Genomic DNA, 15,321 nt, shown 5'->3' on the forward strand with positions numbered 1-15,321 from the left:
ATTTGTTCACGCTGGGGGTGCGGACGGTCCGCACGATCGCTTCGCTGAGATCACACCCCTTGAACCTGATCCGGTTCGTACCGGCGAGAGGGAAGCCAAAGGAGTCACTATGCTACGCACCGAATGGATCGCGCGCCGGCACGGGCACGCCAATGTCTCGCAGATGTACTACGCCCGCCAGGGGTTGATCACCGAGGAGGTGGCCTACGTCGCCCACCGCGAAAACCTGGAGCCCGAACTCGTCCGCTCCGAGGTGGCCCGCGGCCGGCTGATCATCCCCGCCAACACCAATCACCCCAACCTGGAGCCGATGGGCATCGGCATCGCCACCCGCTGCAAAGTCAACGCCAACATCGGCGCCTCCCCCAACGCCTCGAACCTGGGCGAGGAAGTGGCCAAACTGGAACTGGCCGTCAAGTACGGCGCCGACACGGTGATGGATCTATCCACCGGCGGCGGCGATCTGGACGCCATCCGCAGTGCCATCATCCAGGCAAGTCCGGTGCCCATCGGCACGGTGCCGATGTACCAGGCCCTCGAAGCGGTCCACGGCAACGTCGAGAAGCTCACCCCCGAACACATCCTCGATGTAATCGAAAAGCACGCGAAGCAGGGGGTCGATTACATGACCATCCACGCCGGGATCTTAATTGAGCACCTGCCTTTGACCCAGGGTCGCCTCACCGGCATCGTCTCGCGCGGCGGCGGCATCCTGGCGCGCTGGATGCTTGCCCACCACAAACAAAACCCGCTCTACACGCACTTCGACGAGATTATCAACATCTTCAAGAAGTACGACGTCTCCTTCAGCCTGGGCGATTCGCTGAGGCCCGGCTGCCAGCACGACGCGAGCGACGCCGCCCAGTTCGCCGAATTGAAGACCCTAGGCGAACTCACCCGCCGCGCCTGGACCCACGATGTGCAGGTGATGGTCGAAGGCCCCGGCCACGTGCCGATGCACCAGATCGAGATGAACGTGCGCAAGCAGATGCAGGAATGCTCCGAAGCGCCCTTTTATGTCCTGGGTCCCCTGGTCACCGACATCGCCCCGGGCTATGACCACATCACCAGCGCCATCGGCGCTGCCCTGGCCGGCTGGTACGGCACCGCCATGCTCTGCTATGTGACCCCCAAGGAGCACCTGGGCCTGCCCAACGCCGAGGATGTGCGCACAGGGCTCATCGCCTACAAAATTGCCGCCCACGCCGCCGACATCGCCCGCGGCCGTCCGGGGGCGCGCGATCGCGACGACGAACTATCACGCGCGCGCTACAACTTCGACTGGAACCGCCAGTTCGAACTTTCGCTCGACCCGGAGCGCGCCCGCGAATACCACGACGAGACGTTGCCGGCAGATATCTACAAATCCGCCGAATTCTGCTCGATGTGCGGCCCCAAGTTCTGCCCGATGCAAACCAAAATCGACTCGCAAGCCTTGAGTGAACTGGAAGCGGCCCTCAAGCCCCAACCGGTCGCTGCTCAGGAGTAGGACTTCGGATTTATTTTGAAAGGGATGTCATCAAGGCATCCCTTTCGCTTAAGTAAAACGCACTAACTGAAAAGATCCTCCTCAGACAGCCCTGGGCTTCTGAGCCGTACTGCGCACAACCAAGAACTGCCCTAACGTGCAATCATTGCCTGCTCTTCTCGAATCCGCCGAAGAACGTCTTGGCCAATCTCATTAATTTCTTGAGCGAACAAAGGTTGTTCATTCAAATGCATTCGCAAGCCTGCTTCCAAAGGTTGGAGTACTTCACGAACATTAGATTCAACTATCAGTTCCAACACCTCGCGAGTGTAACCTGCAGCAGCAGCGGTTACGACGAATTTGCTTACTGCTTGTAGAACATCTCTGTCAGAAGCAACCCTGGTTATGAGTGAGCTTAACAAGCCTAGCCCATGGACCCATTTATTTCGCATGCAAAAGATATCGGCCATGCCGTACACTACTTCCCACCTGTCTTCCAACTTAGAATGTTCAATCGCATTATCGTATGCGAGTTCTGATTCTTGCATACGAAGCTGCCTTTCAAGCAAATCACCAAGTTCGAACCAAGCAACTGCACTGTAAGGATTGAGCTCTATTGACGTTCTAAGTGATTTTTCTGCTTGAGCGTAGCGTTTGGATTTAACCATTATTCTGCCAAGCACAATCCATGCTATATGATTTGCTGGCTCTAGTTGAATTGCTCTTCTACACAACTGTTCTGCTTCCTCACTATCTCCGCGTAAAACTAAAAGGAGCGATAGAGCGAGCATCGCAGTAAAGTTTTCAGGCTCGTTTTGAATGATTTGCTTTAGCATAATTTCCATAACTTTGATTTTTTCGTCATAGAGTTCTTTGCGTATGTTCTCAGGAAAGACCGAATTACTAGTGAAGTCAGATGGAGTAGATATTATGAGCTTTGCTCTTATCATTGGGTTGCTCGTCAGCTTTATTATTTCTTGATAAGCCCAGTAATGATACTGGCGATCTTCTGGATCAAGCTTGCAAGCTTCTTCAGCGAGTTTAACCACGGTGGTTACTAAAGATTCATCTTTGTAGAATTGGATCATGAAATCAACCACTGCCCGAACACGCCTAGATGGATGACTCTGCTGTCGCATTAAATAATAAATATTGAATAGCCTTTCTGCAGCTTGGTAAAGCTTTTTATGACCCGATTCACGGTTTACCGTAACTGCACCACGGTTTACAAGGCGTCCGAGTAATGCGCTGACGGTACTTGTGTTCATTCGAGCGGCTTTTGCAATCTCACTAGCATTGGCAGGATCCCATTGTTCTAGAAGGGCAACGAACACCTTGCGCTCGCTAGGTGCCAGAGAATCGAGTTGACTTTTGAAATAAGGTGTGTAGTTATCGATTAATTGGGCAAGGTTGCTCATCAGCTCTTTGAAGGAAAGATGTTTTGCGAAGCCTGCTAAAATGCTCAAGAGACGAGGGCTTCCACCGGTCAAAATCTGAAGTGGTCTGATGTGCTCAATCGAGATATTTTCACCTGTTATTACTATCCAAAGCATCTGACATTCTTGAGTGTTTAAGGGCTCCAGTTTGTAGATTACGAAAAACTCAAACCAGGCTCTTCCAATATTCTTTATTGCTTCGAACTGTTGTGTTGCTGTGCCAAGTAACATTAGGCGGTTTTCAGTCTGCATCGTATGACGCAGATCCCAATCATCGCCTGCCTTTAGTTGCTCACCCAGGAGCATATTGAGGTTTTCAACTATAAGTACAAGGCGCTTTCTCTGTTCATCGGCAAAGTCCATAAGCTGGGTAAGTGCGCGATCTCGAAGCCGCTTGTTGTCCATTTCACTTTTTAAGTCCTCGTAAGCCTGTTGCCAACGCTGCTCCTGAGTTTGCTCGCCCACGTAGAATAAAGCTTCAAGCCAAAATTCACCGGGACTCGTTACTCTGTAAGACTCCTCAGCAAAGACAATTGGATACCAGTGAGAACTGAGATCTGGATTGCTTCTGATCTCGGAGGCAACTCTACGCACCAGCATTGTTTTTCCAGAACCACGCGGACCAACAATAAGAATATTTTGATTCGATGAATTTATATTGTCATGAAGTGTCTCTTTTATAAGGGTGAGAATGTGAGTGCGGATGACAAAATAACGATTGAGCTCCTCGTCATCAACGAATCCTGGATTGTATCTTAAAGGTTGTTTAACCATAATCTATTTTCCTCGCGCAGAAGCAGGAACAAACAGTAAACTGTATTGTGCTCGCCACCATTCCTGCACCAGTTTGGACACAAACCTGTAAGTATTTGATTGTTGGTACATGTAGCCGTCATGCTCCAGGATCAGTAAGATTTCTCGAGCAATGACGACCGGTTGCTTGTATTCTAAACAAAACACCTGGATGGCGGCCGCAGATAATTTCCCAGTGACTGCGGCTTCTGTTAAAAATTCCAAAGCAATTGGGTGCAATTCTGGCCCCAATACCAACTTCAGACGTTCTTCCAGATGGCTGAGTTCTGCATGGCCGCGTCTTGCGAGCATCTCTCTTTCGTAAACTTCCGCAACGAGCGTCTTAGGTATATGCGTTAAGCCCTCTCGAACGCAAACGGTACGAACCTGCTGAAAGAAAAGCTGCACATGGTAAGGTACGCACCTACCTAAGCAGTCGACAAAATACTCTAATGCATCACCATCGAAGGTGAGTGAGTATTCTTCTGCTAACGCTTCAACACAACTTTTGACAACGGTTGGTTCCCACAGTCCTATAGAAAAAGGCGTTAGATGATTGATGGTCGCACTGAGACCTACCTGGCGCAAAATTGGTTCAAGTCCAATTGATCCTGTAACCACAAGTCTAATTTTTTCTCTGTGCTTAAGACTGTTGGCTCTCAACCATGATAGAAAAGCATCTGTTTGCCCACGACGCTCTGGTGTCATCTGATAATCGCTGCCTTTTAGCAGACGGCTTACCAAAATTGGAACTTCGTCAAGGAAAATAACCACTGGCTTGTCGGATTCTGCTAATTTATCGAAAAGTTGGTCTCCTTTGGCTTGCCAGCTGCCCTCGGTCATGCCAGTGCGCAATGTCACTTTCAATTCACTGAGTTGGAGTGAATCAATTTGACGAGCTGCATTATTCAGCACATTTGAGAATATCCCTGTTATCTTTTCCCATAGCGAACTGTTCCGGGTCGCTGCTGCTAGTTCAGCAATTGCGTCAACGACGGAATGGGCACTCTGTAGATCTATTTGCAAGCACAAATATCGGTCTTTTATGGTCTCGGCAGCTTGCTCCATCAAGCTGGTTTTTCCGATTCGCCTTTGCGCAATAATTAGTACATGAGCTTTTTCATCCAACAGCTGAATTAAGCCATTCAGCTCTTTCTCACGGTTCCAAAAACGCTCACCTTTAACAGGGTTGCCTACCGTCAGCTTCACATCATACCTCGCTCAAATCCCGATCCGGGTTCTCACAACAAATTTGATGCCATCAGATCTGTTGTGAAGATAGCCTCGATCGCCTCCCACTGTCAAGGGCGAGAAGAAGCACTACTTTCCGCTTCTTGCCTTGAATTTGGAACTAGAGGATGATAAAAGCCGCTCTAGAAGGACGGGGCCTGTAGCCCATTGCCAAGGGTCAATATGAAGAACAACGATGTGCGGCGCGGTCTGGCTATCGTGGCTGCCCATCAGGAACTGCTGATTGCAAAGTGGAGGGAGATCCATGGCTGAATACGACGCTTCAGCGCTTGAGCGCGCTATTGAGAGTGCGCGCGAAGCAGGACAGGCTCGCCAACTTGCGGGACCGCTCGCTGAGCGAGTCCGGTACGATGGCCGCAGCCGAACCCTCGTGATCTACCTGAACACTGGTTATGGGGTGATGATCCCGGTGCGCTCACTCCAGGGTCTGGCTGGCGCCACCTCGCAGCAATTGCGGGAGGTGACCTTTAGCCCCTCGCGCACCGGTATACGCTTCCCGGCGCTCGATGCCGTCTTCAGCCTCGACGGACTGCTCAAGGGCATCTTCGGCACCGAGCGATGGATGCAGGATCTGCGCACCGCAGCCGCCAAGGGTGGTTCCGCCCGCAGCGCGGCCAAAATCAACGCCGCCCGCGCAAACGGCAAAAAGGGTGGCAGACCCCGCAAGCAGCAGCCACACCTGGTCGTTGCGCCTGAATAACTGCAGTCTGCCACCAGGGCAAGGTCAAGTTGTAAACCCATAGAGCCGAAGGGCTTAAGCCGTACTTACAGATAAATATTCTCTCGCACGTAGCTAGACTGGCGATCGTCCGCTATGCTCTCTGTAGTCGGTCTATATCTATCTTGCACCGGTCAATTTCTGTGAATCTTCCCCTGGTCCATCGTGCCTACGAACATGGCCCCAGAACTGCGATCGTTACCGCTGACGGGCAATTTTCCTATCAGGATCTGCTTAGCCTTTCCAGTCAGGTCGCAACCCGGCTTCTCGATGGTGCCGACGATTTGCGGGAGCAGCGGGTTGCCTCTCTGGTGCCGGCAGGTTTTGAGTATGTCGCGACCCAGTGGGGTATCTGGCGGGCAGGCGGCATTGCAGTGCCCTTGTGTGTTTCCCATCCACGGCCCGAACTGGAGTATGTGATTACCAACTCCGGCGCGTCCATTGTGATCGCCCATCCTAGTTTTGAATCACTCCTACGTCCGATCGCCGAGGCACATCAACTGCGTTTTATCCTCACCTCCGAATCCCTGCCCCCTGACACAGCGCAACTACCGGAAGTTGAGCCCACCAGACGCGCCTTGATTCTCTACACCAGCGGCACCACCGGAAAACCCAAGGGAGTCGTGACAACCCACGGCAATATCCAGGCACAGGTCACTAGCCTGATTTCAGCCTGGGAATGGACATCCGGCGATCGCATCTTGCATGTCCTGCCGTTGCATCACATTCACGGCATTGTCAATGTGTTGACTTGCGCGTTGTGGGCCGGTGCCGAGTGCCACATGCTCAGCAAATTTGATGCCGAGACCGTTTGGGAGCATATTTGCGAGGGAAACTTCACTCTGTTTATGGCGGTTCCCACCATCTACACAAAACTTATTGCGACTTGGGAAAAAGCCGCTGGCGACCGGCAAATGGATATGTCCAGAGGCTGCGCCGGGATGCGATTGATGGTAAGCGGCTCGGCGGCCCTACCTGTCCAAGTTCTAGAGCGATGGACGCACATCAGTGGCCACTTTCTGCTGGAGCGCTACGGCATGACCGAAATTGGAATGGCACTCTCGAATCCGCTCCACGGTCAACGACGGGCAGGCTATGTCGGAATGGCTTTGCCTCAAGTGGACGTGAGATTGGTGGATGAAAGCGGAGTTTCTGTTCCGGCAGGAACGCCCGGAGAAATCCAGGTGAAGGGCCCGGGTGTATTTTTGGAATATTGGCAGAAACCGGAAGCAACCGCCAAAGCCTTTCAAGATGGCTGGTTCTGCACAGGCGATCTCGCTGTCGTTGAGCAAGATTGCTATCGCATTCTGGGGCGGATCAGCGTCGATATTATCAAAACCGGAGGCTACAAAGTTTCAGCTTTGGAAATTGAGGAAGTCCTGCGCACCCATCCCGACATTCAGGAGTGCGCCGTGGTTGGGGTGGCCGATCCGGAATGGGGAGAGCGGGTCTGTGGGGCATTGGTCCTGCAATCAGGCTGCAATTTGGCGTTAGAACCTTTCCGCAGCTGGGCAAAAGAACGTCTGGCAGCTTACAAAGTGCCGACTCGAATCCTGAGTGTCGAAGAGTTACCCCGCAATGCGATGGGGAAAGTCACCAAGCCGGCCGTGGCACAACTCTTTCGCGCCCAACAAATTGCTGAATCGCAACCAGCATAGGCTGTCTACTCAGTGGTTCAGTTGCATGTGTGGAAATTCCCGGTTGCAAACGATCCCGCTGCCGCCAGGGGTGGTTCTGCCCGCAGCACGACCAAAATCAACGCCGCGGGCGCGGATGGCAACAGGGGTGGCTTAAGCCGCACTCGTCGGTTTCCCGCTGGCAAGCTGACCCTCCTGTATCTGGCGAAGGACAACCTGGGCTGCGAGCCGACCGGTCTGGGCCGCACCGTTCATAAAGCCGTAGAACTCGTCGCTCAGGTGCTCTCCGGCAAAAATCAGGTTGCCGAAATTGACATCCTGGCGAAAAGCGGGGATCACCGATTCGATGTAGAGAAAACCGCCGAACTCCGTGAGTTGTCCCGGTTTGAAGGTGGTGTAGCCGCCGCCGATCCAGGGATCTTGATTCCACCGGGTGCGCGAGAACCGGCCGGTTGCTGCTGCCTGGGCACCGTCCACGACCGCCTCGAAGCGCTGCAAAAAGGCTTCACCTAAAGTTTGCGCTCCAAGCGACTGGGTTGCGAAGACTTCCTGGGCACCCATGAAGAAGGTCAACGCCGCATCGCTGCTGGCCGGCTGCCGCTGGGTATCCTCCCAAACTTGCGAGAAGCCCAGATCCGTCCATCCTTCGGAGACAAATCCCTCTTCCTGACGCCAGACGCGCTCGGAGAACCCGGCGAAGAGCTTTTCATTGAAACCCAGGCTCACCTCCTTGATGAAGCGCCTGAAAGCGGGCGGTAGCGGCACCTGGAAATCAATCTTTTTCAGCCCATTGACCGGAACGGCGACAATTACAAAATCCACCTCGCGCGTCTGAGCACCTGCAAAGGTCAAACGGTACTTTTGCCCCATCTTTTCGAGTCGGGTGAGGGCCATCCGGGTATGAATCCGGCCGGGCAGGACGGCGGCGAGGCTGGCGATCAACCGTTCGCTCCCGCCTTCGACGACAAATATCTCGTCGCTGGAGCCGAGGACTTCCACCGCTTCGCCGTCTACCACAGGCAAATTGAACAGCAGCTGCAGAGCGGAGGAGTCCACAGGTTCGACCCCATATTCCGTGCGGATCGAATTTTCGATCAGAGTGCGGATGAAGGGTTCAGGAATTTTATCGGCGTGGATGTTCAGGTACTCGGCCACAGACAATCGATCGAATTGGGGTGCGAATTTGTCGAAATTTTCATCGAGCAAAGCCGCATCCTTTGCAATTTGGTCGGCGAGGGGGCGCAACTTTTCGGCCACCTCGGATTCGAGACGATTTTGACCGTCAAAGTAGTAGCCGGTCTCCGGAAACGGGAACTGCTGCGCATCCTTGGCCCGATTAAATAACGGCAGATTAAATTCTTGTGCCAGGGTTAATATATCCCGGTGATTGGAGTTGATAAAAGTGCCCCCCAGTTCGACAACAAGTCCTGGGCCAACAACATTTTTGCGCGATTGGATGCGCCCACCGACAAAAGACTTGGCTTCGTAAACATCGGCATATAGTCCCAATTTTTTGAGCTGGTAGGCCGCCTGAAGCCCGGCGAGCCCACCGCCGATTATCGCAATGCTTGGCATGCGGCCCTGTGCCGGGGCTGCGTCCAGCCCTGCTGTCGAGACTAAAGAGAGAGCCCCCGCCGCCGCGGCGGATACCATCAAGCGACGGCGGGACATCTGAAAATTTTCCTGAGTAAGCGGCAGCGGGCGACCGGCGGCTTTGCAGTTTGCCCGGCGCGCTTGTTGCAGCAGGCGAATCAACTGTTGAAACAGCACTGTGTGGGTCATGATAAGAGATCCTTGCGCAAAAATCTCGGCGGTTCGATCCTAAAAAGCGCCGCCGTTCGTGTCCAGGGAAGATTGGGACGTTAAGGAAGGAGCATGGGGTTCGGAGTTGATAGGTGAACGTGGAATGGTCAAATAGTCAGGTCAATGTGGGCAACGAGCCGGACGGTCGCGCGAAGCCTGTGTCGCCGATGCGCAGCAACATTGGGTACTCGACGACGACATGGCCGATGTCACCGTCTACTTGCATGGCGGTTGCCATCCTGCATCTCAAAACTTCGCCACACTGAATACAGCGAGATTGAGCTCGTCAAGAGGTCAAAAGCCGGACTGACAGGCAGCCTCAAAGTGTGAGCAAGGCTGACTCGTGTATGCCTGGGCTGCGCCGAAGCTTCCAACGTCGTCCGCATCAGTAGCTCAAACAAGGCCAGTTCGCCCAAGACGACCGCCAACTGCAGGCCCTCACCTGGAAAACCGGTCAACTCATAAGTTTTGCAGCAGACCCGCCGGGAGAAAATGGCCGATCCTCATGATAGCATATATGCTATCATGGGACGACGTGGTGACCAGAATTGTCGTTGATACCAGCGTTTTTATCAGCGCCCTCATCGGCCCGGCTGGGCCCAGTCGGGAGCTCGTTCGGCGTTGTCTTCAGGGGCAATATCAGCCTTTGATGGGAAATGCATTGTTTTGTGAGTATGAATCTATTGTTGGGCGACCGCATATTCTTGCCCAATGCCCTTTGAGCCAGAATGAAATACTGACTTTAATGCATGCATTGATGAGTGTAAGTAAATGGATTTCTATTTACTATCTATGGCGACCCAATCTAAAAGACGAGGCTGACAATCATTTAATCGAACTTGCGGTAGCCGGCAATGCCCAAGTGATTGCCACAAATAATGTCAGAGATTTTCAAAATGCTGAATTACTATTTCCAGATTTGTCTATCTTAAAGCCAGAAGAGATTATTAGGAGGTAAACAGAAATGGCAACGCTCACGATTCGGTTACCGGACGACAAACATGAGCGATTGAAGGAACTGGCTCAAACCAGGGGGATTAGCGTCAATAAGCTGATTGAAGAGCTTTCTACGATCGCTCTGGCAGAATTTGATGCTTACACCCGATTTAAGGCAATGGCAGCGATTGGAAACCCAGAATCAGGCTTAAAATTACTCGATAAACTGGACGCACTAACTGGGTAAAAGTGGTTCCGTTTCGAAAAATGCTCGCACCCATCCAGGCTTTATGCCGACGCGCCGTTGGCCTTTATTCAAGGTCGAGCACGTACCGGATTGCCGCCGCGTCCCCTTCACTTTGCCCAAGCCGCAGCGCTTCGCAAAGCGTCGCCGCCGTCAATCCCGGCAACACCCGCGACGCCACAATCGGCTCCAGACTGTCGACGCCAGGAATCGGGCCGAATAGAAGCACCTGGGTATTTTCGGCATCCACCACCCAGTACTCCCCGACTCCCAACTGGGCGTACAGTTCACGCTTCTTCCCCGTATCGTCTCCCAGCGTCGTGGCGGATATTTCGATGGCCAGGGCCGGTGCTGCAATCTGTTCTAGATCGACGGGGCTGTTGGTTCGCGCGGGGCGCGGCGACTGGTTTTCCAGATAGTACGCCAGGTCCGGCTGCGCCTCCTGTAGCTCCGTCTTGCGCAAAGTCAGGTTGATATAGCCTTTAAGGCGTATCCCCCGCGAAAAGGCAAAGATGCCTACCACCTGGGCGATAAGGTTGTTGTCTTCGGCGTGAGCCGGTCCAACGGGAGACATTTCGATGCGCATCCAGCCGAGGTGATAGTACATCTTGGCGTGGACAAGCGCCGGATTGTCCGTCAGAGCCAGGAAGCTCTCCCAACTGGCCCGCATCCAGGCATCCTGCACAAAAGTCGGTGTCTGCATCGCACGGGTGCCTTTTCGCACGCTCGTCGGTTGGACCGATCATAACTGGCAGCTCAGCCTGCTTCGACTTCGACCCGACAGCCGTTCGGGTCCAGCCCGGGGCAGTAGAGGCAGGCGTTTGGCCACGTAGAGGCCATGGCCTGCCGGACGGCCTCAGCGCAATCGAGATGGGTGAGAGCAAGAACGCTGGGTCCGGCCCCGCTGATGACCACGCCCCAGGCGCCCGCTTCCAGAGCGGCGGCGCGCACGTCCTGCCAGCCGGGAATCAGCCCGGTGCGGTAGGGCTGGTGCAGCCGGTCTTGAAGCGCTTCGGCAAGCCAACGGGCGTCGCCCGTGGCTAGGGCGCGCACCAGCAGAGCCAGGTGGACGGCGTTGAAGACGGCGTCGGTGTGGGGAACGGTTTTGGGTAGGGCGGCGCGGGCTTTGCTGGTGGCCAGGGCAAAATCCGGCACCGCGAGCACCAGGGCGATCTGCGGGTGCCAATCGAGGGCGCAGGTGAGCAGCGTTTCGCCCAAAATTGACAACTGACAGCCACCCAAAGCGGCGGGTACGACGTTGTCGGGATGCCCTTCCAGGCGGCTCGCCAGCAGCAGCCATTCGGGGGTGGAAAGGGGCGAACCCAGCCAGCGGTTGGCGGCGGCGATGCCGCCCACGATCGCCGTGGCCGAGCTGCCGAGACCGCGCCCGAGAGGTACGTGCATCATCACGGTGAGCGCCACCGTGGGCGGGGTTTTGCCCAGGTGCTCGAACAGATGGGTAAATGCCCGCCAGGCAAGGTTGCGCTCGTCGGTGGCCACCTGCCGGGCGTCTTCGGGCGAGACGGTGCTGTGGACGACGCACCTAAAGCGATCAGCTTCGCAAAATTCAAATTCGTTGGCCAGATCTAGGGCCACCCCCAGGCAGTCGAAGCCCGGCCCAAGGTTGGCGGAGGTGGCCGGCACCCGCACGCACACGCGCTTCAATTAGCCGCCCGCCTTCTCAAGCGCCGTGTTGGTGTTGTAGCCGACCCGGGCGGGTTTGCCCGCCTGCACCGTGACCGGCAGGCGGCGGTTCTTGTAGCCGGGGGTAGCAATATCGAGCACATAGTTGCCCGCCGGTACAGCGCGGGAAGGCAAGTCCTTGAACCAGACAAAGCCGTCTTTTTCGTCGCCGCTCTGGCCGTCCTGCAGGCTCACCAGCTTTTTGGCCCCCACCGCCCCCGGCGGGTAAAGGGTGGCGGTGTAGCCCCGGGGCGAAGCGAGCACCACCAGGCCGCGATCGGGCTTGGTCCCGGCCGGCACCTCCGGGTTGGGCTCCGGCCGGGTCAAAAAAGCCACCCCTACGATCGCCACGGTCAAGAATCCCGTCGCCACCAACGAAAGGCGCACCAGACTGCCGGTATTTTGTGTGTCGCGCCGCAAATAGCGCGGCACCTCGGCGTCTGCAAGCGGGTCGTCTTTGAGGGGCTTGCGGGTCTTTTTTTCTTCTTCGTCGAGGGTCTCGGCGGCTTCCTCGAAGCGACGCATCGGCATGGGGCGCTTGCGCTCGGGGCGGTGTTTGGGCGGCTGTTTCATGAGTCCACAATAGCCATTAAAAAACCAGGTTGCCTCGCTCAGAGATAACCTGGTCCCAAAAATTTAGCAGGGATTTATCGTTTAGGGCGATATAGTGAAGCCCCATCTCTATAGCATCTCGATGTTACGAGCGAACGTCCGGTAGAGTTGCTGTTCTTAGTTTTATTTAAGATCTGCTTCAGGGGGGATTCCTCCCGGGCGGACAACCACCACGTCGGGGAAGAAAAACCGCTCCGCCGCCCGTAGCCAACTGCCGCGTAACGCCCGGCTCGGCCCCGGCGGCTCGACCAGGACCGTCACCAATCCCAGGCGGTTGCCGGCCAGCACGTCGGTGAGCAAGCGGTCGCCCACGATCGCCACGCGCTCGGGCGGTAACTGCAGCTCCTGCAGCACGCGGCGCAGGGCGCGGCGGGAGGGCTTCGCCGCCCGGTTGATAAAAGGCAATGAGAGTGACAGGGCAATTGACTCGATGAAGGACCGGTTGGGATTGTTGCTGACGATGTAAAGACGAAATTCGAGGCGAGCGCGCGCCACCCACTCCACGACCCGGGTGTTGACCATCTGCTCGCCCAGGGCCAGCAGGGTGTCGTCAAGATCGAGAATCAGCCCGGCGATGTCGCGCTGCTTGAGCCAGGCGAAGCTCAAATCCGATACCGGACCGGCCACGATCAAATCGGGTTTGAACAGGTTCTTTCCAAGCATGGTGCGCTTTAGACTTCTCCGAGTTTACCAGCTAGCGGGCCTGGGGGGCGGCTCCGGCCCCCGCCCGCCGCTCGGCGCGGATTTGGCGCTTGGCCTGCTCGTGCTCGGCCTCGGTGCGGCTGAAGACGTGGGTGCCGTCGTAGCGGGCGACGAAATACAGATACGGCGTGAGCGCCGGTGCCAGGGCGGCTTCGAGGCTCGCGAGCCCCGGCGAGGCGATGGGCGTCGGGGGCAGACCGGGGTTGATATAGGTGTTGTAGGGCGAGGGCTTAAGCACCTGGGCGTAGGTGAGGGGGGTATCGGCGGTCTGACGGATGCCGAAGGCGTACTCGACGGTTGGGTCGGAGGCGAGGGGCATGCCGAGGCGTAGGCGGTTGGCGAAGACCCCGGCGATCGTGGCGCGCTCCTCACCGACGGCCGCTTCTTTTTCGATCAAGCTCGCAAGCGCCACCCAGTCCTTGAGCGACCGGGCCGGTTTGACCCGGGCGCGCCACAGCGGCAGGGCGGTCTTCTCGAAGGTCGAAAGCATCTGGTTCACGGCGGCGCGCGCCCCGAGGGTCTCGGCGGGAAGCTCGTAGGTACTCGGAAACAAGAAACCTTCGAGGCGGTCGAGACCCTCGGGCAGCCAGGCGGGGCGGATCATGCCAGGCCCGCTGGTGAGTGCGAGAAACTCCCGGGTGCGAAAGTAACCCAACTGCTCGAAGTAGCTGGCCATCTGAGCCAGGTTCCAGCCTTCGATGATCCGATAGCGAAAGCGCAGCGTCTCGCCGCGGCGCACCTGATCGGCCACCGCGATAAGCGAGCGGCCCGGGGGAATTTCGTAGGTGCCGGCTTTGAGGTCGTTTTGCCAGCCGCGCACCCAGACCAGTGCCAGCCAGGCCCAGGCGGAGCGGATCGCCCCGGCATCGGCCAGATTCTGGCCGATGCGCAGACTGCCGCTGCCGGTGGGCAGCACGACGCGCACGGCTTTGGCGGTGGGCGGCGGCGAATTTACCCACAACCCACCGGCCCCGAGCGCCAAGACCACCAGCACCGGCAGTACCCGCCACCAGGTGCCCCGGCCTCTCATCTACTCGGCCAGATCGAGCAGGGCCTCCTCGAAGTTGGGCATCAAGCGCGCGGTCTCCTCGGGCTCCAGCACCCGCGGCTCGCCGCCCTCGGGCAATTCGACAAAGAGCATCACCGGGTCGAGGGGTGTAAAGATGCCGTAGCGGCGATCCTCGAAGAAAAATTCTTCGAGCAGCTGGTACTCTTCTTCTTCCATCTCCTCGCCGTCCTCGTCGTCGGCGATCGAATAGACCTCGGCCTCCTCGGCGTTGGGGATGTCCCCTTCGACGATCAGCAGGTAGGCCGAATCGACGAGCTTGAGATCTTGCTCGGCCAGCACCGCCCGGGCCGTCGGGAACACCCGTTCGATCTCCTCGTCGTCGAGATCGGCCAGCAGCGCGTCCTCCTCTTCGGTGTCGTCGTCGCCCTCGGCGGCCTCCCAGGCCATCAGCCGCACCGGCGTCGCCTGGGGCACGACCAGCCCGTACTGGGAACCGTCGATCTCCAGTTCGGTCACCAGCTCGCAGGCTAGCGTGCGGCCGGCTTCATCTTTCAGTGTCAATGTGTCGCTCATCTAAGGATTCCTGCGTAGGACGGTGTTGGCAGCGGCGGATGTCGAGCCACTGCTGAAGGATGATCGCGGCGGCCTGCTGATCGATGAGGGCTTTGCGCCGGGTGGCGGAAACCGACTGGAGCGCCCGTCCGGCCTGCACGGTGGACAGACGCTCGTCTACATAATCGATCGGCACATCGATCACCCGGGCCAGTTGCTGGCCGAAGTGCTGGATGCGGTGAGCCTGGGGGCCAAGGGAACCGTTCATATTGCGCGGCAGGCCGATGACCACGGCTTGGGCGCGGCGGCGCTCGATCCAATGGCGAATCGCGTCGAGGTCCGCGCCCAGGTTGCAGCGCACGATGGTTTCAAGTCCGCTGGCGATCAGGCCGGTGGGATCGCAGCCGGCTACACCGATGCGCTTGCTGCCCACGTCCAGCCCCAATACCGAAACCACCCGCATCCCCGCGATTTTGCC

15 protein-coding genes and 1 riboswitch are annotated in these 15,321 nt (G+C 56.7%); of the genes, 5 read left to right on the top strand and 10 right to left on the bottom strand.

What is annotated here, in order from left to right; genetic code table 11:
• Window positions 1-3 precede the first annotated feature (3 nt).
• Window positions 4-110, top strand: a riboswitch (TPP riboswitch).
• Window positions 110-1,489 carry a phosphomethylpyrimidine synthase ThiC gene (gene thiC / locus GLL_RS05795; RefSeq protein WP_011141118.1) on the top strand — a complete coding sequence of 460 codons (1,380 nt, stop codon included), beginning with the start codon at window positions 110-112 and terminating at the stop codon, window positions 1,487-1,489. (Overlaps the previous riboswitch by 1 nt.)
• 131 nt (window positions 1,490-1,620) lie before the next feature.
• Here the strand turns inward: thiC and GLL_RS05800 are convergent, their stop codons facing one another.
• Window positions 1,621-3,678 (bottom strand): tetratricopeptide repeat protein, encoded by a 2,058-nt coding sequence (locus tag GLL_RS05800; RefSeq protein ID WP_011141119.1) that lies wholly within the window; start codon window positions 3,676-3,678, stop codon window positions 1,621-1,623.
• A 3-nt stretch (window positions 3,679-3,681) separates the two neighbouring features.
• Complete coding sequence (locus GLL_RS05805) at window positions 3,682-4,905, bottom strand: ATP-binding protein (RefSeq protein WP_011141120.1); 1,224 nt, start codon at window positions 4,903-4,905, stop codon at window positions 3,682-3,684.
• 286 nt (window positions 4,906-5,191) lie between these two features.
• Between GLL_RS05805 and GLL_RS05810 the strand changes: the two genes are divergently transcribed.
• Window positions 5,192-5,647 carry a DUF2442 domain-containing protein gene (locus tag GLL_RS05810; RefSeq protein WP_011141121.1) on the top strand — a complete coding sequence of 152 codons (456 nt, stop codon included), beginning with the start codon at window positions 5,192-5,194 and terminating at the stop codon, window positions 5,645-5,647.
• A 161-nt stretch (window positions 5,648-5,808) separates the two neighbouring features.
• On the top strand, window positions 5,809-7,323 hold the full coding sequence (locus tag GLL_RS05815) for an acyl-CoA synthetase (protein ID WP_011141122.1): 1,515 nt from the start codon (window positions 5,809-5,811) through the stop codon (window positions 7,321-7,323).
• A 132-nt stretch (window positions 7,324-7,455) separates the two neighbouring features.
• On the opposite strand, the gene GLL_RS05820 is transcribed toward GLL_RS05815, so the two are convergent.
• A complete protein-coding gene (locus tag GLL_RS05820; protein ID WP_164928693.1) occupies window positions 7,456-9,084 on the bottom strand; it encodes a flavin monoamine oxidase family protein in 1,629 nt (542 codons plus the stop codon).
• A gap of 538 nt (window positions 9,085-9,622) precedes the next feature.
• On the opposite strand from GLL_RS05820, the gene GLL_RS05825 reads away from it, so the two are divergent.
• Together GLL_RS05825 and GLL_RS05830 are read left to right on the top strand one after the other, a co-directional pair.
• Window positions 9,623-10,063: a putative toxin-antitoxin system toxin component, PIN family gene (locus GLL_RS05825; RefSeq protein ID WP_011141124.1), complete on the top strand. Its 441-nt coding sequence runs from the start codon at window positions 9,623-9,625 to the stop codon at window positions 10,061-10,063.
• A gap of 6 nt (window positions 10,064-10,069) precedes the next feature.
• Window positions 10,070-10,288: a CopG family transcriptional regulator gene (locus GLL_RS05830; RefSeq protein ID WP_011141125.1), complete on the top strand. Its 219-nt coding sequence runs from the start codon at window positions 10,070-10,072 to the stop codon at window positions 10,286-10,288.
• Between the two features lie 64 nt (window positions 10,289-10,352).
• Here the strand turns inward: GLL_RS05830 and GLL_RS05835 are convergent, their stop codons facing one another.
• The 7 genes from GLL_RS05835 to ruvX form a co-directional block, all read right to left on the bottom strand.
• Window positions 10,353-10,988, bottom strand: a complete 636-nt coding sequence (locus GLL_RS05835) for a Uma2 family endonuclease (protein ID WP_164928695.1) — start codon at window positions 10,986-10,988, stop codon at window positions 10,353-10,355.
• A 53-nt stretch (window positions 10,989-11,041) separates the two neighbouring features.
• On the bottom strand, window positions 11,042-11,941 hold the full coding sequence (thrB, locus tag GLL_RS05840; RefSeq protein WP_011141127.1) for a homoserine kinase: 900 nt from the start codon (window positions 11,939-11,941) through the stop codon (window positions 11,042-11,044).
• 9 nt (window positions 11,942-11,950) lie between these two features.
• Complete coding sequence (locus GLL_RS05845) at window positions 11,951-12,541, bottom strand: carboxypeptidase-like regulatory domain-containing protein (protein ID WP_011141128.1); 591 nt, start codon at window positions 12,539-12,541, stop codon at window positions 11,951-11,953.
• Window positions 12,542-12,703: 162 nt separating this feature from the next.
• Window positions 12,704-13,243 (bottom strand): YqeG family HAD IIIA-type phosphatase, encoded by a 540-nt coding sequence (locus GLL_RS05850; protein WP_011141129.1) that lies wholly within the window; start codon window positions 13,241-13,243, stop codon window positions 12,704-12,706.
• Between the two features lie 31 nt (window positions 13,244-13,274).
• Window positions 13,275-14,312 (bottom strand): endolytic transglycosylase MltG, encoded by a 1,038-nt coding sequence (gene mltG, locus GLL_RS05855; RefSeq protein ID WP_011141130.1) that lies wholly within the window; start codon window positions 14,310-14,312, stop codon window positions 13,275-13,277.
• Window positions 14,313-14,864, bottom strand: a complete 552-nt coding sequence (locus tag GLL_RS05860; RefSeq protein ID WP_011141131.1) for a DUF3727 domain-containing protein — start codon at window positions 14,862-14,864, stop codon at window positions 14,313-14,315.
• Window positions 14,836-15,306: a Holliday junction resolvase RuvX gene (gene ruvX, locus GLL_RS05865; protein ID WP_011141132.1), complete on the bottom strand. Its 471-nt coding sequence runs from the start codon at window positions 15,304-15,306 to the stop codon at window positions 14,836-14,838. The genes GLL_RS05860 and ruvX overlap by 29 nt, the downstream gene beginning before the upstream one ends.
• Between the last annotated feature and the right edge of the window lie 15 nt (window positions 15,307-15,321).

Source organism: Gloeobacter violaceus PCC 7421 (genome assembly GCF_000011385.1).
GTDB classification, from domain to species: domain Bacteria; phylum Cyanobacteriota; class Cyanobacteriia; order Gloeobacterales; family Gloeobacteraceae; genus Gloeobacter; species Gloeobacter violaceus.

What these genes read in the sequence shown, in the direction of transcription:
- thiC (WP_011141118.1), top strand. Translation starts at nt 110, where the DNA reads ATGCTACGCACCGAATGGATCGCGCGCCGGCACGGGCACGCCAATGTC.
- GLL_RS05800 (WP_011141119.1), bottom strand. Translation starts at nt 3,678, where the DNA reads ATGGTTAAACAACCTTTAAGATACAATCCAGGATTCGTTGATGACGAG.
- GLL_RS05810 (WP_011141121.1), top strand. Translation starts at nt 5,192, where the DNA reads ATGGCTGAATACGACGCTTCAGCGCTTGAGCGCGCTATTGAGAGTGCG.
- GLL_RS05820 (WP_164928693.1), bottom strand. Translation starts at nt 9,084, where the DNA reads ATGACCCACACAGTGCTGTTTCAACAGTTGATTCGCCTGCTGCAACAA.
- GLL_RS05825 (WP_011141124.1), top strand. Translation starts at nt 9,623, where the DNA reads ATGCTATCATGGGACGACGTGGTGACCAGAATTGTCGTTGATACCAGC.
- GLL_RS05830 (WP_011141125.1), top strand. Translation starts at nt 10,070, where the DNA reads ATGGCAACGCTCACGATTCGGTTACCGGACGACAAACATGAGCGATTG.
- GLL_RS05835 (WP_164928695.1), bottom strand. Translation starts at nt 10,988, where the DNA reads ATGCAGACACCGACTTTTGTGCAGGATGCCTGGATGCGGGCCAGTTGG.
- GLL_RS05845 (WP_011141128.1), bottom strand. Translation starts at nt 12,541, where the DNA reads ATGAAACAGCCGCCCAAACACCGCCCCGAGCGCAAGCGCCCCATGCCG.
- GLL_RS05850 (WP_011141129.1), bottom strand. Translation starts at nt 13,243, where the DNA reads ATGCTTGGAAAGAACCTGTTCAAACCCGATTTGATCGTGGCCGGTCCG.
- mltG (WP_011141130.1), bottom strand. Translation starts at nt 14,312, where the DNA reads ATGAGAGGCCGGGGCACCTGGTGGCGGGTACTGCCGGTGCTGGTGGTC.
- GLL_RS05860 (WP_011141131.1), bottom strand. Translation starts at nt 14,864, where the DNA reads ATGAGCGACACATTGACACTGAAAGATGAAGCCGGCCGCACGCTAGCC.
- ruvX (WP_011141132.1), bottom strand. Translation starts at nt 15,306, where the DNA reads ATGCGGGTGGTTTCGGTATTGGGGCTGGACGTGGGCAGCAAGCGCATC.